Source organism: Burkholderia ubonensis, assembly GCF_902833085.1.
Lineage (GTDB): Bacteria > Pseudomonadota > Gammaproteobacteria > Burkholderiales > Burkholderiaceae > Burkholderia > Burkholderia ubonensis.
The window spans coordinates 419,851-442,397 of sequence record NZ_CADFEB010000009.1 but is presented as its reverse complement, the minus strand read 5'-3'; the positions used below and the strand labels follow the sequence as shown (position 1 = coordinate 442,397).

The 22,547-nt window shown below is 68.4% G+C and carries 18 protein-coding genes; 5 read left to right on the top strand and 13 right to left on the bottom strand.

All coding sequences use genetic code 11. The features are described 5' to 3' along the window. Positions 1–307: 307 nt before the first annotated feature. The gene (locus HWX31_RS26240) at positions 308–1,426 is read left to right on the top strand and encodes a 2-aminoethylphosphonate--pyruvate transaminase (RefSeq protein WP_174964277.1); all 1,119 of its coding nucleotides are present in this window, start codon (positions 308–310) and stop codon (positions 1,424–1,426) included. 61 nt (positions 1,427–1,487) lie between these two features. On the opposite strand, the gene HWX31_RS26235 is transcribed toward HWX31_RS26240, so the two are convergent. The 3 genes from HWX31_RS26235 to aroQ are packed head-to-tail and all read right to left on the bottom strand — an operon-like array spanning position 1,488 to position 4,176. Further along, positions 1,488–2,828, bottom strand: coding sequence for an MFS transporter (locus tag HWX31_RS26235; protein WP_174964276.1), 1,341 nt, complete (start codon positions 2,826–2,828; stop codon positions 1,488–1,490). 41 nt (positions 2,829–2,869) lie between these two features. Then, on the bottom strand, positions 2,870–3,724 hold the full coding sequence (locus HWX31_RS26230; protein ID WP_059614158.1) for a shikimate dehydrogenase: 855 nt from the start codon (positions 3,722–3,724) through the stop codon (positions 2,870–2,872). Beyond that, positions 3,721–4,176 carry a type II 3-dehydroquinate dehydratase gene (aroQ, locus tag HWX31_RS26225; RefSeq protein WP_059624299.1) on the bottom strand — a complete coding sequence of 152 codons (456 nt, stop codon included), beginning with the start codon at positions 4,174–4,176 and terminating at the stop codon, positions 3,721–3,723. Before aroQ ends, HWX31_RS26230 begins: the two co-directional genes overlap by 4 nt. Positions 4,177–4,429: 253 nt before the next feature. Here aroQ and HWX31_RS26220 point away from each other — a divergent pair, with 253 nt between their 5' ends. Together HWX31_RS26220 and HWX31_RS26215 are read left to right on the top strand one after the other, a co-directional pair. Further along, positions 4,430–6,322: a bifunctional sugar phosphate isomerase/epimerase/4-hydroxyphenylpyruvate dioxygenase family protein gene (locus HWX31_RS26220; RefSeq protein WP_174964275.1), complete on the top strand. Its 1,893-nt coding sequence runs from the start codon at positions 4,430–4,432 to the stop codon at positions 6,320–6,322. Positions 6,323–6,596: 274 nt separating this feature from the next. Next, positions 6,597–6,863, top strand: coding sequence for a hypothetical protein (locus HWX31_RS26215; protein ID WP_174964274.1), 267 nt, complete (start codon positions 6,597–6,599; stop codon positions 6,861–6,863). Positions 6,864–6,917: 54 nt separating this feature from the next. Here HWX31_RS26215 and HWX31_RS26210 read toward each other — a convergent pair whose 3' ends face one another. Next, a complete protein-coding gene (locus HWX31_RS26210; RefSeq protein WP_174964273.1) occupies positions 6,918–7,706 on the bottom strand; it encodes a DUF899 domain-containing protein in 789 nt (262 codons plus the stop codon). Positions 7,707–7,822: 116 nt separating this feature from the next. Next, on the bottom strand, positions 7,823–8,617 hold the full coding sequence (locus tag HWX31_RS26205; protein ID WP_059716534.1) for an AraC family transcriptional regulator: 795 nt from the start codon (positions 8,615–8,617) through the stop codon (positions 7,823–7,825). A gap of 431 nt (positions 8,618–9,048) precedes the next feature. Here HWX31_RS26205 and HWX31_RS26200 point away from each other — a divergent pair, with 431 nt between their 5' ends. Both HWX31_RS26200 and HWX31_RS26195 read left to right on the top strand, forming a co-directional pair. Further along, entirely contained in the window at positions 9,049–10,185 is a 1,137-nt protein-coding gene (locus tag HWX31_RS26200) for a branched-chain amino acid ABC transporter substrate-binding protein (RefSeq protein ID WP_174964272.1), read from the top strand. Between the two features lie 273 nt (positions 10,186–10,458). Continuing rightward, on the top strand, positions 10,459–11,751 hold the full coding sequence (locus HWX31_RS26195) for an MFS transporter (protein ID WP_045564008.1): 1,293 nt from the start codon (positions 10,459–10,461) through the stop codon (positions 11,749–11,751). A gap of 101 nt (positions 11,752–11,852) precedes the next feature. On the opposite strand, the gene HWX31_RS26190 is transcribed toward HWX31_RS26195, so the two are convergent. From HWX31_RS26190 to HWX31_RS26155, 8 genes are all read right to left on the bottom strand, one after another. Then, positions 11,853–13,373, bottom strand: a complete 1,521-nt coding sequence (locus tag HWX31_RS26190; RefSeq protein WP_174964271.1) for an efflux transporter outer membrane subunit — start codon at positions 13,371–13,373, stop codon at positions 11,853–11,855. A gap of 47 nt (positions 13,374–13,420) precedes the next feature. Next, a complete protein-coding gene (locus tag HWX31_RS26185; RefSeq protein WP_174964270.1) occupies positions 13,421–16,531 on the bottom strand; it encodes an efflux RND transporter permease subunit in 3,111 nt (1,036 codons plus the stop codon). Beyond that, positions 16,528–17,625, bottom strand: coding sequence for an efflux RND transporter periplasmic adaptor subunit (locus HWX31_RS26180; RefSeq protein WP_174964269.1), 1,098 nt, complete (start codon positions 17,623–17,625; stop codon positions 16,528–16,530). Before HWX31_RS26180 ends, HWX31_RS26185 begins: the two co-directional genes overlap by 4 nt. Positions 17,626–17,798: 173 nt before the next feature. Then, positions 17,799–18,233 carry a DoxX family protein gene (locus tag HWX31_RS26175; protein WP_174964268.1) on the bottom strand — a complete coding sequence of 145 codons (435 nt, stop codon included), beginning with the start codon at positions 18,231–18,233 and terminating at the stop codon, positions 17,799–17,801. After that, positions 18,230–19,420 carry a multidrug effflux MFS transporter gene (locus HWX31_RS26170; RefSeq protein WP_059618023.1) on the bottom strand — a complete coding sequence of 397 codons (1,191 nt, stop codon included), beginning with the start codon at positions 19,418–19,420 and terminating at the stop codon, positions 18,230–18,232. The genes HWX31_RS26175 and HWX31_RS26170 overlap by 4 nt, the downstream gene beginning before the upstream one ends. 57 nt (positions 19,421–19,477) lie before the next feature. Then, positions 19,478–20,104: a thermostable hemolysin gene (locus tag HWX31_RS26165; RefSeq protein WP_059614178.1), complete on the bottom strand. Its 627-nt coding sequence runs from the start codon at positions 20,102–20,104 to the stop codon at positions 19,478–19,480. Between the two features lie 13 nt (positions 20,105–20,117). After that, positions 20,118–21,593, bottom strand: a complete 1,476-nt coding sequence (locus HWX31_RS26160; RefSeq protein WP_174964267.1) for an AMP-binding protein — start codon at positions 21,591–21,593, stop codon at positions 20,118–20,120. Beyond that, positions 21,590–22,513: a TauD/TfdA family dioxygenase gene (locus HWX31_RS26155; protein ID WP_232427226.1), complete on the bottom strand. Its 924-nt coding sequence runs from the start codon at positions 22,511–22,513 to the stop codon at positions 21,590–21,592. Before HWX31_RS26155 ends, HWX31_RS26160 begins: the two co-directional genes overlap by 4 nt. Positions 22,514–22,547 lie beyond the last annotated feature (34 nt).

Genomic DNA, 22,547 nt, shown 5'->3' with positions numbered 1-22,547 from the left:
CCGTAGACGGAACACCAAACGGCCGGGCACGACCGGCTCTGTCGGCCAGAGTTGGCGCTTCAGCGCTGACTCTGGCCCCATGCAGAGCAGTTATTGGGGGGCGAACCGCCGGGCGGCCCGCCTCATCGCCGCCCGACCGGTGCTGGACCGATGCGGTTTCGTGCGGCAAGCGAAGGATCACAGCGTTCGATGACAAGCCCGTGACGACCACCCACAATTCCACAAAATGACATAATTTGCCACTAAGATGGCCGTCACCCGGAAACGCCGCCCGGCGTTTCATCCGACCCGTGCTGGAGAAAAACCGATGTCCGCCACCGCCCCGATCCTGCTCACCCCCGGCCCGCTCACCACGTCCGCCGCGACGCGCGACGCGATGCAGCGCGACTGGGGCTCGTGGGATGCCGAATTCAATCGCCTGACCGAAAGCGTGTGCGCCGACCTCGTCGGCATCGCCCGCGGCGGCGCCGAATACGTGTGCGTGCCGATGCAGGGCAGCGGCACGTTCGCGGTCGAAGCCGCGCTCGGCACGCTGGTGCCGCGCGACGGCGTCGTGCTCGTGCCGGACAACGGCGCGTATTGCGCGCGCATCCTGAAGATCCTCGGCCGGCTCGGGATCGACGCGATCGCGCTGCCGTTCGGCGAGGCGTCCGCGGCCGATCCCGCGGCGATCGAGGCGGCGTTCGCGCGCGACCCGCGCATCACCCATGTCGCGCTCGTGCATCTCGAGACGAGCGCCGGCATCCTGAATCCGCTCGACGAGATCGCCGCGTGCTGCCGGCGGCACGGCAAGCGGCTGATCGTCGATGCGATGAGTTCGTTCGGCGCGCTGCCGATCACGCTCGACGGCAGCGGCATCGACGCGCTGGTCTCGGCCAGCGGCAAATGCCTGGAAGGCGTGCCGGGGATGGGGTTCGCGATCGTGCGGCGCGACGCGCTGGAAGCCTGCGAAGGCCGCTCGCCGTCGCTCGCGCTCGACCTGCACGACCAGTACGCGTACCTGCGCAAGACCGGCCAGTGGCGCTTCACGCCGCCGACGCACGTGGCCGCCGCGCTGCGCGTGGCGCTCGACCAGTTTCTCGCCGAGGGCGGCCAGCCCGCGCGCGGCGCGCGCTATGCGGAGAACTGCCGGACGCTGGTCGACGCGATGCGTGCGCTCGGCTTCGAGCCGTTCCTCGACGCGCGCGTACAGGCGCCGGTGATCGTGACGTTCCATGCGCCGGACGATCCGGCATACGACTTCAGGCGCTTCTACGACACGGTGCGCGACGCCGGCTTCATCCTCTATCCGGGCAAGCTCACGCAACTGGAAACGTTCCGCGTCGGCTGCATCGGCGCGATCGACGCCGACGACGTCCGGCGCGCGGTCGCCGCGATCGCGCACGCGATCGAGGCGCTCGGCATCGCGCTGCGCCCCGCGCCATGAACGAAAAAGGCCCGGCGGTTTGCTCCCGCCGGGCCCGAGGTCCTGCCGCCGCGTGCCGGCGTTACAGCACGATCCGCTTGATGTCGCCGACGACGAAGATGTACGACGCCGCGCCGATCAGCGCGATCACGCCGATGAACACCAGCGCGCCGACGAACGAGCCGGTCGACGCGACGATGAAGCCGACGACGAGCGGCGTGATGATGCCGGCGAGGTTCGCCGCGAAGTTGAAGATGCCGCCCGTCACGCCGAGCAGGCCGTCCGGCGCGATGTCGGACACGAGCGTCCAGCCGAGCGCGGCCATCCCCTGCGCGAAGAACGCGACCGACATGATCGCGATCACGGCTTCGTTGCTCTGCACGTAGTTCGCGAGAATGATCGTCGATGCAAGCAGCAGGCCCGCGATGATCGGCAGCTTGCGCGCGAGGTTCGCCGACTTGCCGCGACGCAGCAGCCAGTCGGAGAAGATCCCGCCGAACATCACGCCGACCGACGCGGCGATGAACGGCATCACCGCGAAGAACCCGATCTTCAGCCAGCCCATGTGGCGCTCGGTCGCGAGATAGGTCGGGAACCAGGTCAGGAAGAACACCAGCGTCGAGTTGCCCGCGAACTGGCCGAGGCAGATGCCCGCGAGCTGGCGCTTCTTCAGCAGCTTGCCGGCCATGCTCCAGCTGAATTTCGCCTGCGCGGGCCGGTCGTTCTTATTCGCGCTGTGCGCGAGGCCGCCGCCCGCCTCGATGTATTCGAGCTCCTCCTTGTTCGCGCCCGGATGGTTGCGCGGCTCATGGTAGAACTTCCACCAGACCAGGCCGAACGCGATGCCGACACCGCCGACGACCCAGAACAGCGAGCGCCAGCCGAACGCGCCCATCAGCGCGAACAGCACCGGGCTGAAGAACGCGAGGCCGATGTACTCGCCGACCGTGTAGGTGCCGGTCGCCATCGCGCGCTCGTTCTGCGGGAACCACGTCGCGACCACCCGGCTGTTGGTCGGGAAGCACGGCGCTTCCGTGATGCCGAGGCCGAGGCGGCACGCGAGCAGCGTCGCGACGCCGGGCACGAAGCCCTGCAGCAGCGTGCACAGCGACCACAGCGTCATCGACCAGTAATAGGTGATCTTGCTGCCGAAGCGGTCGAGAAAGAGGCCGCCCGGCACCTGCATCGCGACGTAGGTCCACGAAAACGCGGAGAACATGATGCCCATCACCGCCGCGTTGATGCCGAGCTCCTTGGTAAGCTGCGGCGCAGCCACCCCCAGCACGGTGCGGTCGAGGTAGTTGATCATCGTGCCGATCGCGAGCAGCGCGAGAATCTTGTAGCGCGCCGACGTGCGCCGGACCGTGCCGGCCGCCTGCGCCGGACGCGCCGGCGCATGGTTGGTGTGGGTGGTGTGCTGCATGGTCGTCTCCTGGTCTCGTCTTTCTCTGAATCTATCGAGGGTCAGCGCGCAACGAGCGCCTGAAAGTGGTCGAACATCCGCTCGGCGTCGGGCGTGCGTCCGGTGAAGATCTCGAATGCGTCGACGGCCTGGTAGACCGCCATTCCGCCGCCCGGCAGCGTCGCGCAGCCTGCCGCGCGCGCCGCCCGGACCAGCTCGGTTTCGAGCGGGAAGTACACGATGTCGGCAACCCACATCCCCGCGTGCAGCAGCTCGGCCGGCAGCGGCAGGCCCGGATGCTTCGCCATGCCGGTCGGCGTCGCGTGGATCAGGCCGGTCGCGGCGCGCACCGCGCTCGCGAGGTCGTCGCCCTGCGTCACTTTCGCGGCGGGGAAGCGCTGCTGCAGCTCGTCGGCGAGCGCGCGGGCGCGCGACGCGTCGACGTCGAAGATCGCCAGTTCGGCCGCGCCCATCTGCAGCGCCGCGTGTGCGACGGCGGCTCCCGCGCCGCCCGCGCCGAGCTGGACGACACGTTCGAGCGATGCGCCCGGCAGCCCGCGCCGGAACGACTTCGCGAAGCCCGACCAGTCGGTGTTGTGGCCGATCCGCTTGCCGTCCTTGAACAGCACGGTGTTGACCGCGCCGAGCGCGCGCGCGTCGTCGGACAGCGCGTCGAGGTGCTCGATCACGCGCTGCTTGCACGGGTGCGTGATGTTCAGGCCCGTAAAGCCCATCTGCTCGGCGGCCGCGAGCAGTTGCGGCAGCGCGTCGGCGGTCAGGCCGAGCACGTCGAGGTCGATGCGCCGGTAGACATAGCCGAATCCCTGGCGGAATCCTTCTTCCTCATGCATCGCGGGCGACAGCGAACCGCCGATGCCCTGGCCGATCAGGCCGATCAGAAAGGACGGGCGGCTCATCGCGCGGCTCCTTGCGAAAGAATGGTGGACATGCGCTGCAGCGCGAACACGTAGCCTTCGGTGCCGCAGCCGCAGATCACGGCTTCGGCGACCGCCGATACGTACGAGTGGTGGCGGAACGGCTCGCGGCGGTGCACGTTCGAGATGTGGACCTCGATCACCGGCTTCGCGATCGCCGACAGCGCGTCGGCCAGCGCGACCGACGTGTGCGTATACGCGGCCGGGTTGATCACGACGCCGTCCGTGTCGTGACGCGCCGCGTGCAGCCAGTCGATCAGCTGGTGCTCGGCGTTCGACTGGCGAAAGTCGATCGCGAGCCCGAGCGCATCGGCCGCGGCGCGGCAGCGCTGCTCGACGTCGGCGAGCGTTTCCGCGCCGTAGATGTGGGGTTCACGCGTCCCCAGCAGGTTCAGGTTCGGGCCGTTCAGTACCAGGACCTTGCGCTTGCTCATGTCAGTTGCTCCAAAAACGGGGGCTCATCGCTACGCGACTTCGCCCCCTCACGTCAAGATTCGACGCTAGTGTGCGCTTGCGAAAGCGCAAAGTCTTTTCGGGTTTTCGCTAATTTGTACCACCTAGTTAGTTTGTATAATCCGATCCATCACCCAGTAAATTCGGGATATGGCGCGTTCCCGGGACTCTATGACTGGTTCATTCAGGGTCAGTCCGGCCGGCGCCACCCCCGCTCATCCGCAGGATTCGCCCATGCAGCGCTCGATCGCCACCGTGTCCCTGTCCGGCACGCTCGCCGAGAAGCTCGCCGCCATCCAGGCCGCGGGTTTCGACGGCGTCGAAATCTTCGAGAACGACCTCGTCTACTTCGACGGCTCGCCCGCCGACGTGCGGAACATGGCCGCCGATCTCGGCCTCGACATCGTGCTGTTCCAGCCGTTTCGCGATTTCGAGGGCGTGAGCCCCGCGCAGCTCGCGCGCAACCTCGACCGCATCAAGCGCAAGTTCGACGTGATGCACGCGCTCGGCACCGACCGCATCCTCGTCTGCAGCAGCGCGTCCCCCGATACGATCGCGGACGACGGGCTGCTCGTCGACCAGCTCGGCGCGCTCGCCGAGGCCGCGCGGCAGGCGGGCGTCGTCGCCGCCTACGAAGCGCTCGCGTGGGGGCGGGTCGTGAAAACCTACGGCCACGCGTGGCGGCTCGTGAACGCGGTGAACAGCCCGCATCTCGGGCTCGCGCTCGACAGCTTCCACACGCTGTCGCTCGACGATTCGCCGGACGCGATCGCCGACATCCCCGGCGACCGGATCGCGTTCGTGCAGATCGCCGACGCGCCGAAGCTCGTGATGGACGTGATCGAATGGAGCCGCCACTTCCGCTCGTTCCCCGGCCAGGGCGACTTCGACCTCGCGCGCTTCACCGCGCGAGTGATCGAGGCCGGCTATACGGGGCCGCTGTCGCTGGAGATCTTCAATGACGGCTTCCGCGCGGCGCCGACCGCGCTCACGGCCGCCAACGGCCACCGCTCGCTGCTCTACCTGGAAGAGCAGACGCGCGCGCGGCTCGCGCGGGAAGGCCGCGCGCCGGGCGCCGGCCAGACGCTGTTCGCGCCACCCGCGCCGCCCGCGCACGTCGGGTTCCAGTTCATCGAATTCGCGGTCGACGCACGGGCCGCGGCCAACGTCGGCGAGTGGCTCGGCAAGATGCGCTTCCGGCTCGCCGGGCGGCACCGCTCGAAGGACGTGACGCTGTTCCAGCACGGCGCCGCGTCGATCGTGCTGAACGCGGAGCAGGATTCGTTCGCCGACGCGTTCTTCCAGCAGCACGGGCTGTCGCTGTGCGCGTCGGCGTTCCGCGTCGACGACGCGAAAGTCGCGTTCGATCGCGCGGCGGGCTTCGGCTATGCGCCGTTTTCCGGAAGCGTCGGCCCGAACGAGCGCGTGCTGCCGAGCGTGAAGGCGCCGGACGGCAGCCTCGAATACTTCGTCGACGAGGCGCCGGACGCGCCGACGCTCTATGAATCCGATTTCGTGCTGACCGACATCGACGGCCCGAGCGAGGTCGGCCCGCTGACCGGCATCGACCACGTGTGCCTCGCGCTGCCGGGCGACGCGCTCGATACGTGGATCCTGTTCTTCAAGACCGCGTTCGGCTTCGAGGCCGAGCGCAGCTGGCTCGTGCCCGATCCGTACGGGCTGATGCGCAGCCGCGCGGTGCGCAGCGCGGACGGCTCGGTGCGGATCGCGCTGAACGCGTCGGTCGATCGCCACACGGCCGTCGCCGAATCGCTGGACCGCTACCACGGCACCGGGCTGAACCACGTCGCGTTCCGCACCGACGACATCGTGAAGACGGTCGCCGAATTCGCGGCCGACGGCGTGCCGTTCCTGCGCATCCCGCGCAACTACTACGACGACCTCGCCGCGCGCTACGCGCTGCCGGACGACTTCATCGACACGCTGAGCACCCACCATCTGCTGTACGACCGCGACGACAGCGGCGGCGAGTTCCTGCATGCGTTTACGGAACTGGTCGACAACCGCTTCTCGCTCGAGATCGTCGAGCGGCGCGGCGGGTACGACGGCTACGGCGCGGCGAACGCGGCCGTTCGCCTGGCGGCGCAGGCGCAGCGAAGAAAATAAGGGGCAGGGAAAAACCGGGTGCGACGAAAGGTCATCGTCTATTTGTCTGGTGAATCGGCCGCGCATGCACTACGCTGGCGCTTGTGCTGTCGGACGCCCGCCTGAAGCGGCTTGCGCCGATCCGGTTCGCAAAGCCGCCGCCGTGCCGTTACATGTCGTAACCACCGGCTCGCCGCGGCCGGCCGACGACCGGGGAGTTTTAAGAATCGCTTAAGTCTTCGACGGCACCATCCGCAACCATACCCGAAGAAACCGTCGAACTAGGAGGACAGCGATGAGCGCCGTAGTTGCACCCGCGGGCCGCCCGGCCGCGCCCCCTGCCAAACCCAGAACGATGCTGCGCCGCCTGCTCAGCCATCACGAAATCGCGACGCTGCTCGTGCTGCTGCACGCGCCGATCGGCGCCAACGCAAAACCCGAACTGCCGGCGCTGCAGGAAGCCGGCCTCGTTGAAATGGTCAAGCTCGATGCCGATGCGCAGCCGAGCTTCCGCCTGACCGAAAACGGCACGGCCGTACTGAAAGGTCTCGGCTACCGCTGAGCCCGCAGGCGGCGGACCGCCGCCGTTCCTGTCGACGCGCGCCACCGCGCCGAATTAACTGTCGCGCTTCCGGAAGGCCGCCTCTCCCGCATCGGATACCTCGACCCACTTCGGGTCGGGCGCGGCGTCGGGCACGTAGCTGTCGTGCCAGTTCCACCATTTGTACGGCCGGCCCTGCGGGTACCCCTCCGGCGAATCCTCCCACGTCTCCTGGCGCCCGAGCGCCGTCATGTCGAGATAGCTCCACGTGGTGCCCATCGCCTCGTCGCCGCGACTGTTGATGAAATACGTGCGGAACACGCGCTCGCCGTCGCGGATGAATGCGTTGTGGCCGTGCCATTCGTCCACGCCGAAGTCGGCATCGAAACTGTCGGTGATCGTGTACCACGGAATATTCCATCCCATCCGTGCCTTCAGGCGCGTGATGTCGGCCTGCGGCGCGCGTGACGCGAACACGAGGGTGGTGTCGCGGGCGTTCAGGTGAGCAAGGTGGCCGACGTGGTCGGCCACCATCGAGCAGCCGATGCACGCATGCTCCGGCCAGCCGTGCACGCCGGGCTCGAAGAACGCGCGGTACACGATCAGCTGGCGGCGCCCGTGGAACAGGTCGAGCAGGCTCGCCTTGCCGTCAGGCCCGTCGAATGCGTACTTCTTTTCCACGGCGACCCAGGGCATCCGCCGCCGCTCGGCGGCCAGGGCGTCGCGGGCGCGGGTCAGTTCCTTTTCCTTGACGAGCAGCCGTTCGCGCGCGGCCGCCCAGTCCTGCGGCGACACGATCGGCGGCGTCTTCATCGCGGGCTGCCCCTCCTTCCTTCCATCGTCCGGTGATGTGTTCGTGGTCATTGCTGCCTCCGGGTCAGAGCGATCGCTCGCTGTGGGTCATGAGACAGTTTTAGTCGCCGGTCAGCGAATGGTGGGAGTGACAATTGTGGCGAGATTCGTGCTCCGGGCGCGCCAGGTCATCCCGCCCGATCCTGCAGCATCATCCGGTATTCCGTCGGCGTCACGCCGACCGTCGCCTTGAACTGGCGCGTGAACGCGCTGTGATCGGTGTACCCGCATAGCGCCGCGACGTCGGTCACCTTGTCGTGCGTGACCAGCAATGCGGTCGCGGCGTCGAGCCGCGTCTTCAGCAGCACCTGGCGCGGCGTCAGGTGGAACACCTTGTGGAAGTAGCGCTCGAGCTGCGCGACCGACATCCCGGCCATCTGCGCGAGCTGCCTGAGGTTCAGCGGCTGCACGTAATGATCCTGGATGTACTGGACCACGTCCGCGAGCTTGCTGTAGGCCGGATGCGACCCTTCGTGCGCCTTCAGGTCGCGCGAGATGCCCGCGAGGCCGATCACCTTGCCGGCCGCATCGCGCAGCGGCTCCTTGCAGGTCAGGCACCAGCCCGGCTGGCGGCCGGGGTACAGGTGCAGTTCGAGCTGGTCCGTCAGCTGGTGGCCGGCGGTGATCGTCGCCATATCCTGCTCGAAGTAGCTGCGGCCGAAGCGGCGCGGGAACACCTCGTCGGTGGTCTTGCCGAGCAGGTCGCGCTTGTCCTTGTAGCCGCAGCGCATCGCCAGCGTGCGGTTGACGAGCGCGTAGCGGCCGTCCGCATCCTTCACGAAGAACGCGACGTCGGGCAGCGCGTCGAAGACCGGCTCGAGCAGCCGGAAGTGCGCGAGCATCGCGCCGAAGTCGGCGTTGTCGGGCTGGTAGCGCAAGGTGTCGGACAGGCTCATGGACGGTACGGCAAGCAAGGTCGTCATCCCGGCATCCGCTAGGCGAGTGGCTGATGGCGTCGATTATAGGAGCGCGCCCCACTGGCGGCGCGCCGTGCGCACGATCCCGCGCGCGCAGTCGTGCGCGCCCGGGTCCGCCATCCTAAAAAACACGGCCGCGCCGCGCCTTGGCGCGATTGCGCACGCGAAATGACGATTTCGGCATAGATCAGGGTTATCGACGATATGCCGAAATCGTCGCCGGCCACGCTCGCAACGCGCAAGACGCGCGCATTTTCGCTACCTAGACTTCGCTTCACGGTCACGAGACGCCACACGGCCCTGCCGGCGTGCGACCCGCATGACATGCCGCGATCGCCGCTCGATGCGCCGATTTCAGCACAGCGTCTCGCCCGGTTCACCGGCAGCCGGCCCACGTTCCGGCGCCGGCCCAACCACGCCATCAAGGGGAAGTGAAAGTGAAGCTGAAGGTATCGCACGTCGCGCTGGCCGCCGCCTGCGCACTGTCGGGCGCCCACGCCATCGCCGCCGACGTCGTCAGGATCGGTTTCGCCGCGCCGCTGACCGGCCCGCAATCGAACTACGGCACCGACATGCAGAAAGGCGTGCAGCTCGCGATCGCCGATTTCAACGCGACCAATCCGACGATCGGCGGCAAGCCGGTCACGTTCCAGCTCGATTCGCAGGACGACCAGGCCGACCCGCGCACCGGCACCACCGTCGCGCAGCGCCTGATCGACGACAACGTGCGCGGCATCATCGGCCACTTCAACTCGGGCACCAGCATCCCGGCGTCCGACCTGTACGATCGCGCGGGGCTGCCGCAGATCTCGATGGCGACCTCGCCGCAATACACCGCGCGCGGCTACAAGACCACCTACCGGCTGCTGACGAGCGACGCGCAGGCGGGCCGCATCGTCGGCACCTATGCGGTGAAGACCATGCACTTCAAGCGCATCGCGATCATCGACGACCGCACCGCGTACGGCCAGGGCATCGCCGACGAATTCGCGAAAGCCGTGCAGGCGGCGGGCGGCACGATCATCAAGCGCGATTTCACGAACGACAAGGCGCTCGACTTCTCCGCGATCCTGACCAACCTGAAGGGGATGAATCCCGACGCGATCTTCTACGGCGGCGGCGACGCGCAATCGTCGCCGATGATCCGCAAGATGCGCCAGCTCGGGATCAAGTCCGCGTTCGTGACGGGCGAGATGTCGCGCTCGCCGACGTTCCTGAAGGTGGGCGGCACCGCGGCGGAAGGCGCGATCGTCTACATGGGCGGGCTGCCGAAGGAGAAGATGCCCGGCTTCGCCGGCTACGCGGCACGCTACAAGGCGCGCTTCAACGAAGACGTGATCACCTATTCGCCCTACTCGTACGACGGGACGATCGCGCTGCTCACCGCGATGAAGGACGCCAATTCGACCGACCCGAAAGTCTACACGCCGTATCTCGGCAAGGTGACGGTCAAGGGCGTATCGGCGGAGCGCATCGCCTATGACGCCAAGGGCGACCTGAAGGATGCGCCGGTGACGATCTACCGGGTCGAGGGCGGCGCGTTCAAGCCGGTCGACACGATCGCCGGCAACTGACGCAACCCCGGCGCGCGCGGCGCGGCGGCGATCCGTTCGCCCGCCTGCGCCGCGCGCTGCCGCCCGAAAGCCTCATGCCCGCCTTGCGCACGTTCGTGCTCCTGTAGAATCCCTCCACTCGCTTGACACTCGTCCCCGCTTGCCCGACCCGGGCGACGCGATGCGTGCGCCGTGCGCCATCCGCGCCCGGCGCACCTCGTCGACGAGGCAGGCCGCGCCTTGGAGACGCGGCGCCGATTCAGACAATTAATTCGAATACCGATCGCCCTGACCATGCAAGCTTCCGAATTGAGCGGCGCCCCGCGCGCCGCCGAGCGCGCGCTGACGCGCAGCGACTACAAGACCCTCGGCCTCGCCGCGCTCGGCGGCGCGCTCGAGTTCTACGACTTCATCATCTTCGTGTTCTTCGCGCCCGCGATCGGGCAGCTGTTCTTTCCGCACGACATCCCCGAATGGCTGCGCGTGCTGCAGACCTACGGCATCTTCGCGGCCGGCTATCTCGCGCGCCCGCTCGGCGGCGTGATCATGGCGCACTTCGGCGACCTCGTCGGCCGCAAGCGGATGTTCACGCTGAGCGTGCTGATGATGTCGGTCCCGACGCTGCTGATGGGCCTGCTGCCGACCTACGACACGGTCGGCATCCTCGCGCCCGTGTTGCTGCTGCTGTTCCGCATCCTGCAGGGCGCGGCGGTCGGCGGCGAGGTGCCCGGCGCGTGGGTGTTCGTGTCCGAGCACGTGCCGTCGCGCCACATCGGCTACGCGTGCGGCACGCTGACCGCGGGCCTCACGGCCGGCATCCTGCTCGGCTCGCTCGTCGCGGCCGGCATCAACCGCCGCTACGCGCCCGCCGAGGTCACCGCGTTCGCGTGGCGCATCCCGTTCCTGCTCGGCGGCGTGTTCGGCCTGTTCTCCGTCTACCTGCGCCGCTGGCTGCACGAGACGCCGGTGTTCGCCGAAATGAAGGCGAAGAAGGCGCTCGCGGCCGAGATCCCGCTGAAGGCCGTGCTGCGCGACCACGGCCGCGCGGTGATCGTGTCGATGCTGCTCACGTGGATGCTGTCGGCGGCGATCGTCGTCGTGATCCTGATGACGCCCGCGCTGCTGCAGAAGCAGTTCCACCTGTCGCCGGCCACGACGCTGTTCGCGAACAGCATCGCGACGCTGTGCCTGACCGCCGGCTGCATCACCGCGGGCTCGCTCGCCGGCTGGATCGGCGCGAAGCGCGTGCTCGGCCTCGGCGGCCTCGTGCTGGCCGCGTGCTATTACCTGCTGTTCGCGCAGGTCGCGGCCGACGCGTCGACGCTGCCGCTCTACTACGGGATCGCGGGCTTCGCGGTCGGCGCGATCGGCGCGGTGCCGTTCGTGATGGTGAAGAGCTTCCCGGCGGTCGTTCGGTTCTCGGGAATCTCGTTCTCGTACAACGTCGCCTATGCGATCTTCGGCGGCCTGACGCCGGTGATCGTGTCGCTGATGATGAAGTCGAATCCGCTCGCGCCGGTCGTGTACGTCGCGGCGATCTGCGTGCTCGGCGCGATCGCGGTGCAGTTCGCGAAGGACGCGGACTGAGCGAAGACGGCGCGACGCCTCACGCATGAAAGACAACGCCACGGTCGAAAGTCCGTGGCGTTGTCGTTTGCGGGGTATCGCAGGCGTCTGACCGGCGGCGTTCAGCCGTTCGCCGCGACGGCCGACGCTGGTGCAGCCGCCTTGCCGTAGTCGACCGGCTGGTCGGCCGGGCGCGGCGTCTCGCCGGCCCGCTCGATCCAGCCGCCGCCCAGCGCGCGATACAGGTCGACGAGGCTGGTCCAGCGCGCGAGCCGCGCGGTAATCAGCGTCTGCTGCGCCGCGTACAGGTCGGTCTGCGCGGTCAGCACCGACAGGTAGCTGTCGACGCCGTTCTTGTAGCGCAGGTCCGACAGGTCATAACGACGCTGCTGCGCGTGCTCGTTGCGCTCGAGCGCGCCGATCTGCCGGTCGTACGTGCCGCGCGCAGCGAGCCCGTCCGCCACTTCGCGGAACGCCGACTGGATCGCCTTCTCGTAGTTCGCGATCTCGATGCGCTTCTGCACGTTCGCGAGATCGAGATTGGCGAGGTTCGCGCCGCCCTCGAAGATCGGCATCGCGATCTGCGGCGCGAACGACCACGCCGCGGTGCCGGCCTTGAACAGCCCGCCGAGCGTCGGGCTCGCGGTGCCGAACGCGCCCGTCAGCGAGATGCGCGGGAAGAACGCCGCGCGCGCCGCGCCGATGTTCGCATTCGCAGCAAGCAGGTTCTGCTCCGCTTCCATGATGTCCGGACGACGCGCGAGCAGGTCCGACGGCAACCCGGCCGGAATGTCGGTCAGGAAGTTCTGCGCGTCGAGCGGCATGCCCGCCGGCAGGTCGTCCGGCAGCGGCTCGCCGATCAGCAGCACCAGCGCGTTCACCGCCTGCGCGCGCGCACGCGCCTGCGCCTGCTGGTTCGCTAGCGCCGTTTCGACCACGGTCTGTGCCTGGCGCAGATCGAGCTCCGAGCCCGTGCCGTTGTCGAACCTCAGCTTCGTCAGGTCGTACGATGCCTGCGCGGTCTTCAGCGTGTCTTTCGTCACCTTCAGCAGGTCGTCGGTCGACAGCACCGTCAGGTACTGGTCGGCGACCTGTGACACCAGCAGAATCTCCGACGCCTTGCGGGCCTGCGCGGTCGCGAGGTATTTCGCGAGCGCCTGGTCCTTCAGGCTCTGGAGCCGGCCGAACAGGTCGAGCTCCCACGACGCCTGCAGCCCGACGTTGTAGGTCGTCGTAATGTTGCGTCCCGGAATGGCCGTCAGCGAGTTCGGCAAGCGTGTGCGATTGCCGGTGCCGACCGCGTCGAGCGTCGGCATCAGGTCCGCGCGAGTGATCTGATACTGCGCACGTGCGGCGGCGACGTTCAGCACCGCAACCCGCAGGTCGCGGTTGTTCTTCAGCGCGATCTCGATCAGCCGCTGCAGGCGCGGATCGACGAAGAACTCGCGCCAGCCGATGTCGGTCGCCGCCTGGCCGTTCGCGCTGCGCGCGCCGGCCGCCGCGGCCGGCTGCGTCGCATAGACGCCGCCGGACGGGAACGCCTGCGCGACGGGCGCATCCGGCCGCTGGTAATGCGGCGCCATCGTACAGCCCGTGGCGAAGAGCGCGACCGCCGCGGCGGCCGCAACACGGATCCGATTCATGTTTCTCCCGTTGCGCGCCGTCGCGGCGCGCGTTGTCGATGGCGCGCTCATACGGTCTCCAGCACGCGCGCGCGTTCGCTCGTCGCCGCCTCGCGATGCCGCTTCGCGATCAGCGTGTACACGGTCGGCAGCACGAACAGCGTGAACAGCGTGCCGACCAGCATGCCGGTCGAGACCGTGATCCCGATCGCGAAGCGGCTGGCCGCGCCCGCGCCGCGCGCGAAGATCAGCGGCACGAGCCCGGCGACCATCGCCGCGGTCGTCATCAGGATCGGCCGCAGCCGCACGGCGGCCGCGTGCTCGATCGCCGCGCGCCGGTCGAGGTTCTGCGTGCGCTGCAGCTCGTTTGCGAAGCTCACCATCAGAATCCCGTGCTTCGAGATCAGCCCGATCAGCGTGACGAGCCCGATCTGCGTATAGATGTTCAGCGTCGCAAAGCCGAGATACAGCGGCACGAGCGCGCCGCACACCGACAGCGGCACCGACACGAGGATCACGAGCGGATCGCGCAGGCTCTCGAACTGCGCGGCGAGCACGAGGAAGATCACGACGAGCGCAAACACGAACGTGACGGTCAGCCGGTTGCCCTCCTGCACGTACTGGCGCGATTCGCCGAGCCAGTCGATGTCGTAGCCGGGCGGCAGCGCCTGCTTCTGCAGGAACTCGACCGCCTGCCCCATCGTCACGCCCGGCGCTGCCACGGCCGACAGCGTCGCCGAGTTCATCTGGTTGAACTGCGTGAGCGCGTTCGCCTGGCTGCCGTTCGACACGTGCACGACCGTCGCGAGCGGCACCATCTTGCCGCTGCGCGTCTTCACGTAATAGCGGTTCAGCATGTCGGACGACAGGCGCTCCGCGCGCGCGACCTGCGGGATCACGTCGTACGAGCGACCATTGTGGTCGAAGCGGTTCACGTAGTTCTCGCCGACGAGCACCGCGAGCGTATCGGCGATGTCCTTCATCGTCACGCCGAGCGCGTTCGCCTGGTTGCGGTCGATCGTCACGCCGACCGCGCGGCTGTCGAACGTCAGGTCGCTGTCGACGACCGCGAACAGCCCGCTCTTCGACGCGGCGGCCTTCAGCTTGCCCATCGTCGCGAAGATGTCCTTGAAGTCGGCCGGCGCGCGCAGCACCATCTGGATCGGCAGGCCGCCGCTCGACGCGGGCAGCGACGGCAGCAGGAACGTGAACACCTGGTCGCCGGCGATCGCGTTCGCGCGCGCCTGCACGAGCGCCTGCAGATCGGCGGCGCCGCGCGTGCGCTTCGACCAGTCGACGAGGTTCACGCCGGCGAAGCCGAGATTGGCGCCGCCGACGCCGTTCAGCACGAAGCTCGTGTCGGCTTCCGGCAGCGAGCGGAACACCTTCTCGACTTGCGGCGCGTAGCGTTCGAGGTAGTCGAGGTTCGCGTACTGCGGCGCCTTCACCTGCAGCATGATCGAGCCCTGGTCCTCCTGCGGCGCGAGCTCGCGCTTCACGCCGCTGAACAGCAGCCCGATGCCGAGCAGCACGCCCGCGCCGAACACCAGCACCGCCGGCCGCGCGGCCAGGCTCGCGTGCAGCAGCAGCCGGTAGCCGTGCGTGACGCGCGACAGCGTGTGCTCGATCGCGCGCGCGATGCGCCCTTCCGACATCCGGCTGTCGAGCAGCAGCGAACTCAGCATCGGCGACAGCGTCAGCGCGATCAACGCCGACACGCACACCGCGCCCGCGAGCGTGAACGCGAATTCGCGGAACAGCGATCCGGTCAGCCCGCCCATCAGGCCGATCGGCGCGTACACGGCGACGAGCGTGATCGTCATCACGATCACGGGCGACGCGATCTCGCGCGCGCCGAGCAGCGCCGCGCGCGCGGGCGGCTCGCCGGATTCGATGTGCCGGTGGATGTTCTCGACGACGACGATCGCGTCGTCGACGACGAGCCCGATCGCGAGCACCATCGCGAGCAGCGTGAGCAGGTTCAGCGAAAAGCCGGCGGCGAGCATCAGCGTGGCGGAGCCGACGAGCGCGAGCGGAATCGTCACGACCGGGATCACGACCGCGCGGAACGAGCCGAGGAACAGGAAGATCACGATGACGACGATCGCGATCGCCTCGACGATCGTCTCGCGCACCTCGTCGATCGACGCGTTGACGAAGCGCGCGACGTCGAACACGTCGCCGATCCGGATGCTGGCCGGCTTGTTGCGCTCCATCGTCGGCAGCAGCGCCTGCACGCCGCGTACGATGTCGAGCGGGTTGCCCGACGGCGTCGCGTTGATCGCGATGTTCACCGCGCGGTGGCCGTTCATCAGCGCGCTCGCGTTGTATTGCTGCCCGCCGAGCTCGATGGTCGCGACGTCGCGCAGCCGCACGAAGCTGCCGTTCGCATCGGACTTCACGACGAGGTTGCCGAACGCGCCGACGTCGGTCAGGTCGGTATTCGCGGAGATGTCGGCGACCGTGAGCGCGCCCTTCACCTGGCCCGGCGCGGCCTGCACGTTGTTCGCCTTCAGCGCGCCTGCGACATCCGCGGCCGACAGCCCGTGCGCGGCGAGCCGCGACGCGTCGAGCCAGACCCGCATCGCGAGATTCTGCCCGCCGACGATCTCGGCCGACGCGACGCCCGGCACGGTCGTGACGAGCGGCTGCGCGACCCGCACCACGTAGTCGGTGATCTCCGGAATCGACAGCGTGTCGCTCGAGAAGCCGAGATACATGACGGCCGTCGGCGCGTCGGTGAGCTTCGTGATCACCGAGTCGTACGCGCCTTCGGGCAGCTTGTACTTGACCTCCTGCACCTTCGCCATGATTTCCGTCATCGCGCGGTCGGCGTTCGCGTTCAGGCGCAGCCGCGCCTTCACGACGCTCTTGCCCTGCGTCGACGTGGAGCTGAGGTATTCGATGCCGTCCGCGGTCGCGATCGACTGCGCGATCGGCGTCGTCACGAAGCCCTGCATCAGCGCCTGCGACGCGCCGGGATACGCGGTCTCGACGCTGATCGTCGCGCTCTCGAGCATCGGGTACTGGCGCACCGGCAGCGCGCCGAGCGAGCGCAGCCCGATCAGCAGGACCAGCAGGCTGCAGACGAGCGACAGCACCGGCCGCCGGACGAAGATGTCGGTGAAGCGCGCGCCTTGTGTGGGGCCTTGTGAGGGTCCATGTGTGGGCTGGCTCATCGCACGCTCTCCCGTTGCGCGGACGCATCGGCGAGCGCCTGCACCTTCGCGCCCGGCGCGACGCGCAGCTGCCCGGTCGTCACGACCACGTCGCCGGCGCGCAGCCCGTCCTCGACGACGATGCGGCCCCGGTCGCGCGCGCCGATGCGCACCTGGCGCACGCGCGCCACGCCGACGCCGCGCGCGTCGCGCTGCTCGACCACGACGACGCTGTCGCCCGCCTGCGACGTCTGCACCGCGGTATCCGGCACGCTGATCACCGCGTCGCGGCCCGGCAGCGCCAGGTGCGCATCGATGTACATGCCCGGGCGCAGCAGCTGGTCGGCGTTGGCCACGGTCGCCTGCACGGTGATGTTGCGGGTCTCGTCGCCGACCTGCGGCTCGATCGCGGTCACGCGCCCTTCGAAGGTGCGGCCCGGGTAGGCGTCCGTCGTCACGCGCACGGCTTGTCCGAGCGCGACGCGGCTCAGCGCCTTCTGCGGCACCGTGAAGTTCGCGTGCAGCGCATCGAGATCGGTGAGCGTCACGATTGCATCGCCCGGATTCAGGTACTGGCCGAGGTTCACGCGCCGCAGGCCGATCACGCCGGAGAACGGCGCGCGGATCAGCTTCTGCGTGATCACGGCCTGCGTCTCGCGGATGTCGGCGCGCGCGGCATCGAGCTCGTAGCGGCGCGCGTCGAAGGTCGCCTTCGGTTCGGCGCCGTTCGGCACGAGCTGCTCGGCGCGCGCGAACTGCCGGCGCGTGTAGTCGGCTTTCGCCTGCAGCCCGGCGAGCTTCGCCTGCTCGGGCGCATCGTAGAGCTGCACGAGCGGCTGCCCGGCGCTCACGCGCGAGCCCGCGACGAAGCGGATGTCGACGACGCGCCCGGCGACTTCCGGCGCGATCGTCACCTGCCGCACCGCTTCGAGCGAACCGACCGCATCGAGCGACGGCTGATCGGCGCGCGGCGCGACGACGACGGTTTCGACAGGCAGCGGCGCTGCGGGCGCGGCCGGCCGGTCGGCGGCCGACACGCGTTCCATGCGCCACAGGAACAGCGCGCCGAACAGGACGGCCAGCGCGCCGACGGTATAGAACGTTGAGCGTCTCATGGGAATCTTCCCGATCAAGTGAGTCATGGTGTCAGTGTGGTCGGGCCCACACGCGCCAGATGTCAAATTTTTGAAGGCCCGTTTAAATATTTCGTGCGGCGTCCGTACGAAAAAAAAGAGCCGCACGTCCGGAGGCAACCGGACGTGCGGCCTGAAAGCGCCCACCGCCGTGGTCAGGATCGGGGAGTGAGCGGGCGCAGCGCGTCAAGGGACCACGCGCGCGCATACGGATGCCACATCGCGAGCAGCACGGCGCCGAGCAGCAGCAGCGGGTTCGTGCTCACGGCCCCGCACATCAGGAACAGCGCGGACATCGCGGCGGCCGCGGCGATCCCCCAGCCGGCCGCGATGCCGAGCAGGATCGACAGGCCCGCGCCGAGCTCGAGCCACGGCACCGCGACGTTGATCGCGGCGACGTGCGGCAGCGCGAACCGGCCGATCGCGTCGACGAGCGCGAGCCGCACCGCGTCGGGCGCCGCGGCGGAGCGGGTGGCCGCGGCCGCGAGGAACGGCGCGGCGTCGAAGCTCCCGGCGAGCTTCGACAGCCCGGCCCACGCCCAGAACACGCCGAGCACGACGCGCAGCGCGAGCGCGGCGGCCGCCCTCATCGCGCCACCTGAACGTGCAGGCGATGCAGTTGCCGGAACGCGAACGAGGTCACGCCCAGCAGGCACAGGAACATCACCGCGATCGCCGCGTTGGTCGCGATCGGCAGCGCGCTCACGATGCCCGACGCGAGCGACCCGAGCACCAGCATCAGGCAGCCCTGCAGGCTCGCCGCGGCGCCCGCGCGCCCCGGAAACAGCGCCATCGAGCGGGCCATCGCGTTCGAGAAGATGAAGCCCTGCGCGAATGCGATCAGCATGATCCCGCCGAGCGCGGTGACGAGCACGAGCGCGGTGCCGCTCGACGCGACGCACGCGACGCCGAGCGCGAACAGCACGATCCCGCCGCGCATCAGCTGCTCGCCGCTGTAGCGCTTGATCAGGCTGCGGTTCAGCGTCGTGCCGCCGAGGTAGCACAGGCCGACGGCGAGCGCCGTCGATCCGAAGTACGACGCGCTGTGACCGAGGCGATGCTGCACGATGTACGGCCCGATCACGTTCCACATCAGGAACGCCGAGAAGCTCATCCCGAGCATCCCGACGGCGGACAGGAAATGCGGATCGGACAGGATCTCGCGGTAGCCCGCTATCGTTTGCGCCGGCGTGCGCCGCATCTCGGGCCGCAGCGACTCGCGCAGCCCCGCGAACGCGAACGACAGCACGACGAGCCCGTAGCCGCAGTAGACGACGAAATTCCAGCGCCAGCCCGCCATCTCCTGCACGATCCCGCCGACGTACGGCGCGATCACCGGGCCGAGCCCGAACGCGAGACTCAGGTAGACGATCGCGACGCGGAAACGGTCGCCCTTCACGGTATCGACGAGCACGGCGCGCGCGACCACCTGGCATGACCCGATCGCGAAGCCCTGGATCGCGCGACCGATCATCAGCGCCTCGAACGACGGCGCGGCCACCGCGAGCGCGCTGCCCGCGATGAACAGCGCGAGGCCGGCCAGTACGGACGGCCGGCGCCCCCACCAGTCGGCGAGCATGCCGAACGCGAGCTGGCCGAGCGCATAGAACACGAGCGTGATGGTGATCGTGTTCTGCATCATGCTCGGCGCGACGCCGAGCTCGTGGCCGATCGCCGGAATGCTCGGCGCGTACAGGTCGATCGCGATCCCGCCGACGCTGTTGATCAGCGGCGCCAGGAACACGAGAAAGTTTTCGTATTGTTTGGAATCGGACATGGGGACGTTCCAGATGTAACGAGGCGGGCCGGCGCCGAAGCGCACGGCCCACCGGGATCAATGACCGGTCGCGGCGAGCGCGACGTGCCGGGAAGCGCAGCGCGGCGGCGGCTTGTCGTCGAGCGGGCTCCAGGCGGGCAGCTCGTCGCGCGCGGCCATGCCGCCGATCTTCACCATGATCACGCGCGGCGCGTTGTCGTAGTACGTGCCCCAGTCGACGTGCTGGTCGCGCACGCGGCTCACGCATGCGTGACCGAGATCGTCATAGCCGATCTGCAGCGACTGCACGATGTGCCGCACCCGCTCGGTCGCCGTCATCAGCACGTACCGGTAGTGATGCTGGGCGAGCGTGCGGAACACGTTCGCGATCAGGTAGCGCCCCGCGCCCTTCGAGCCGAACGACGAGAACTGCCCGAGTTCGACGAGCTCCGCGCGCGACAGCCCGTACAGGTGCGTCAGCGACTCGTCCAGATAGTGCTCCGAGAAGAGCGGGGCGCTGTCGCCCCAGCTCAATCCGACGCACGCGTAGCCGGGCAGCGTCATCGCGCGGTCGGTCAGGCACCAGAACTGGTCGGGACGCGGCTCCGGACGCGCGCCGTGCGCCTGGTAGTAGTTCTGGGCGACCGCCAGCTGCATCGCGCGATAAGCGGCCTGCCCCGGATGGAAAGTTCGTACGATGTGCACGTTCGGCTCCCGATCAGTACAGCGACGCCGCGAGATCGCGCTCGATCAGTTGCCGGCGCGGCCGGCCCGTGACCGTGTAATAGTCCTTGCGGAAGCGCTCGATGTCGGCCACCACCCGCACGCGCCGCACCCGCGCGAAATCCGCGAGCCGCGGCTCGAGGCGCGCCATCTCGCCGCGAATCGCCGCCTCGTCGTGCTGCGACAGCACGATCGCCGCCGGCTCCTCCCGGCCTTCGCCGAACACGACGATGTCGTCGATCAGCGCGCTTTCCTTGTAGACCGTCTCGACCCACTCCGGCGAGATGTTGCGGGCCGTCGACAGGATGATCACGTGCTTCTTGCGGCCGGTGATGTACAGGTAGCCGTCGACGATCTCCGCGATGTCGCCCGTGTGCAGGTAGCCGTCGGTCAGCTCGCACGACGTGTCGTCCGAGTTGTAGTAGCCGGCGCACAGCGTCGGGGTGAGCACGCGCAGCTCGCCGTCGACGATCGTCGGCACGATGCCGTCGAGCAGCGGGCCGGCGGAGCCGATGCGGCGATGCCCCGGATGGTTCAGCGAGATGATCGAGCTGTTCTCGCTCAGGCCGTACGCTTCGTAGACCTGCACGCCGCGCTTGTCGAGCGATTCGAGCACGGTGGCCGGAATCTTCGCGCCGCCGGTGATGATGTGCGGATTGCGGCGGCCGAACAGGCTCGTGACGCTCGTCGATTCGAGCAGCGCGTCGGCTTCCTCGAGCAGCTTCGGCGGCAGGTACAGGAAGTTCGGATCGACCTGCGCGATCAGGCCCAGGTAGTCGCGCGCATTGCCGCTGCGCGCGCCGTACTCGGCATAGCGCGCCGGCATCAGCGTCAGCGAGCCGCCGGACAGGATCGGCAGGAACACGCCGAGCACCTGTTCGATCAGCAGGCTCATCGGCACGATCGACAGGTAGTCGAGCGGCGCCTGCGGCACGCGCTTCAGCACGTTCGTCACGAGCAGGCCGACCGCCTCGTCGCGGATCTTCACGCCCTTCGGCTTGGACGTCGTGCCGGACGTATGGATGATCCCGCAGATGCCGGGCTCGATCCGCTCGCCGGCCGGCGCGCCCTGCGCGGGCCACGCGCTGCGTTCGCTCGCGGCGTCGAGGCACGCGATGCCGGGCAGGATCGCGCTGATGCGCGCCGCGGTGTGCGCATCCTGCGCGAAGATCGCGGTGGCCTTGTGCAGCAGGCTGCCGATCTGCTCGTCGGAGAATTCGATCGGCACCGGCAGCAGCACGGCCTTCACGCGGAAGATCGCCAGCATCGTCGCGACCCACGTGTAGCTCGAGCGGGCGGCGATCCCGAACACGAGCCCGCTGCAATCGCCGTACACGTCCTGCAGCGTCGCGGCGATGCGCTCCACGTCGGCGCGCAGTTCCGCGAGCGAATAGTCGCGGCCTTCCATTTCGCGCACGACGATCCGGTCCTGTGCTTCGGCGAAATGACGTTCGAGAAGTGCGCTGATCATGCAATGGCTCCTTTGCGATAGCTTTGGGCGCCGAAGATCCGGCGGCCCGTGTCCGCGAGGCGGCGGCGGCCGTGCATCACGCGGGTGTTGTCGATCACGACGATGTCGCCCTTGTTCCAGAACAGGTCGTACGTGTAGCGTGCGGTCACGTCCTTGATTTCGTCCCACACCTCGAAATCGATGTCGGTGCCGTCTTCCCACGTGATGAGCGGCGGTTCGTAGTTCACGCTCGGGCCGAGCAGCGAATTGCAGAACGCGCGGCGGCCGGAGAAGCAGCTCGTGGTGATCGCATCCGTCACGCGTTCGGACGACACGAGGAACTGATCGAGCCGGCGGTAGTGCTGGCCCGGCACGCGCTGGTTGACGACTTCGAGATGCGTGTCGTTCACCTCATGCGCGCTCACCTGCAGCTCGATGCTCAGGAACCGCTGCACGTTCGGCCAGGGAATGCGGCGCGCGTACTTGATCTTGCGCTGCTCGAACAGGCGGCGGGTGGCCGGCGACAGCTCGTGCAGCACGCGCAGGCCGTCGCAAATCGTCGTCTCCGAGCCGACGCGCGCCGGCTCGAGGCAGAAGAACCACTGCAGGTCCGGCGTGAACGGCAGGTTGCCGTTTTCCTGGTGCAGGCCCATCTCGAGGTGGCCCGCGTCGATTTCCGCGGTGTTCTCGGTCGACGCCTTGCGCGCCGGATCGAACGTGACGCGCGCCGAGTGCTGGCTGACGAAGCGGTTGAAATCCTCGAGCGTGTCCGCGAAGTTGCGGTAGATCACGACGCCCGAGTGGGCAAGATTTTCGTACAACTGATCGGTATCGACGATATCGATCGCCTTCTGGCCCGGCTCCAGGCTCTCGATCAGTTCGAAGCCGAAACGCGGCAACGGTTTGTGGTGGACCTGCGCGGTGCCTACGTCAACATCCATCATGTGTGCCTCTCACTCTCAGTGTGGTTAGTCT

Excerpts from the sequence above, each read along its gene's own strand:
- HWX31_RS26185 (WP_174964270.1), bottom strand. The coding sequence starts at position 16,531 with ATGAGCCAGCCCACACATGGACCCTCACAAGGCCCCACACAAGGCGCG.
- aroQ (WP_059624299.1), bottom strand. The coding sequence starts at position 4,176 with ATGAGCAAGCGCAAGGTCCTGGTACTGAACGGCCCGAACCTGAACCTG.
- HWX31_RS26155 (WP_232427226.1), bottom strand. The coding sequence starts at position 22,513 with ATGGATGTTGACGTAGGCACCGCGCAGGTCCACCACAAACCGTTGCCG.
- HWX31_RS26195 (WP_045564008.1), top strand. The coding sequence starts at position 10,459 with ATGCAAGCTTCCGAATTGAGCGGCGCCCCGCGCGCCGCCGAGCGCGCG.
- HWX31_RS26235 (WP_174964276.1), bottom strand. The coding sequence starts at position 2,828 with ATGCAGCACACCACCCACACCAACCATGCGCCGGCGCGTCCGGCGCAG.
- HWX31_RS26220 (WP_174964275.1), top strand. The coding sequence starts at position 4,430 with ATGCAGCGCTCGATCGCCACCGTGTCCCTGTCCGGCACGCTCGCCGAG.
- HWX31_RS26190 (WP_174964271.1), bottom strand. The coding sequence starts at position 13,373 with ATGAATCGGATCCGTGTTGCGGCCGCCGCGGCGGTCGCGCTCTTCGCC.
- HWX31_RS26230 (WP_059614158.1), bottom strand. The coding sequence starts at position 3,724 with ATGAGCCGCCCGTCCTTTCTGATCGGCCTGATCGGCCAGGGCATCGGC.
- HWX31_RS26175 (WP_174964268.1), bottom strand. The coding sequence starts at position 18,233 with ATGAGGGCGGCCGCCGCGCTCGCGCTGCGCGTCGTGCTCGGCGTGTTC.
- HWX31_RS26210 (WP_174964273.1), bottom strand. The coding sequence starts at position 7,706 with ATGACCACGAACACATCACCGGACGATGGAAGGAAGGAGGGGCAGCCC.
- HWX31_RS26170 (WP_059618023.1), bottom strand. The coding sequence starts at position 19,420 with ATGTCCGATTCCAAACAATACGAAAACTTTCTCGTGTTCCTGGCGCCG.
- HWX31_RS26160 (WP_174964267.1), bottom strand. The coding sequence starts at position 21,593 with ATGATCAGCGCACTTCTCGAACGTCATTTCGCCGAAGCACAGGACCGG.
- HWX31_RS26240 (WP_174964277.1), top strand. The coding sequence starts at position 308 with ATGTCCGCCACCGCCCCGATCCTGCTCACCCCCGGCCCGCTCACCACG.
- HWX31_RS26215 (WP_174964274.1), top strand. The coding sequence starts at position 6,597 with ATGAGCGCCGTAGTTGCACCCGCGGGCCGCCCGGCCGCGCCCCCTGCC.
- HWX31_RS26205 (WP_059716534.1), bottom strand. The coding sequence starts at position 8,617 with ATGACGACCTTGCTTGCCGTACCGTCCATGAGCCTGTCCGACACCTTG.
- HWX31_RS26180 (WP_174964269.1), bottom strand. The coding sequence starts at position 17,625 with ATGAGACGCTCAACGTTCTATACCGTCGGCGCGCTGGCCGTCCTGTTC.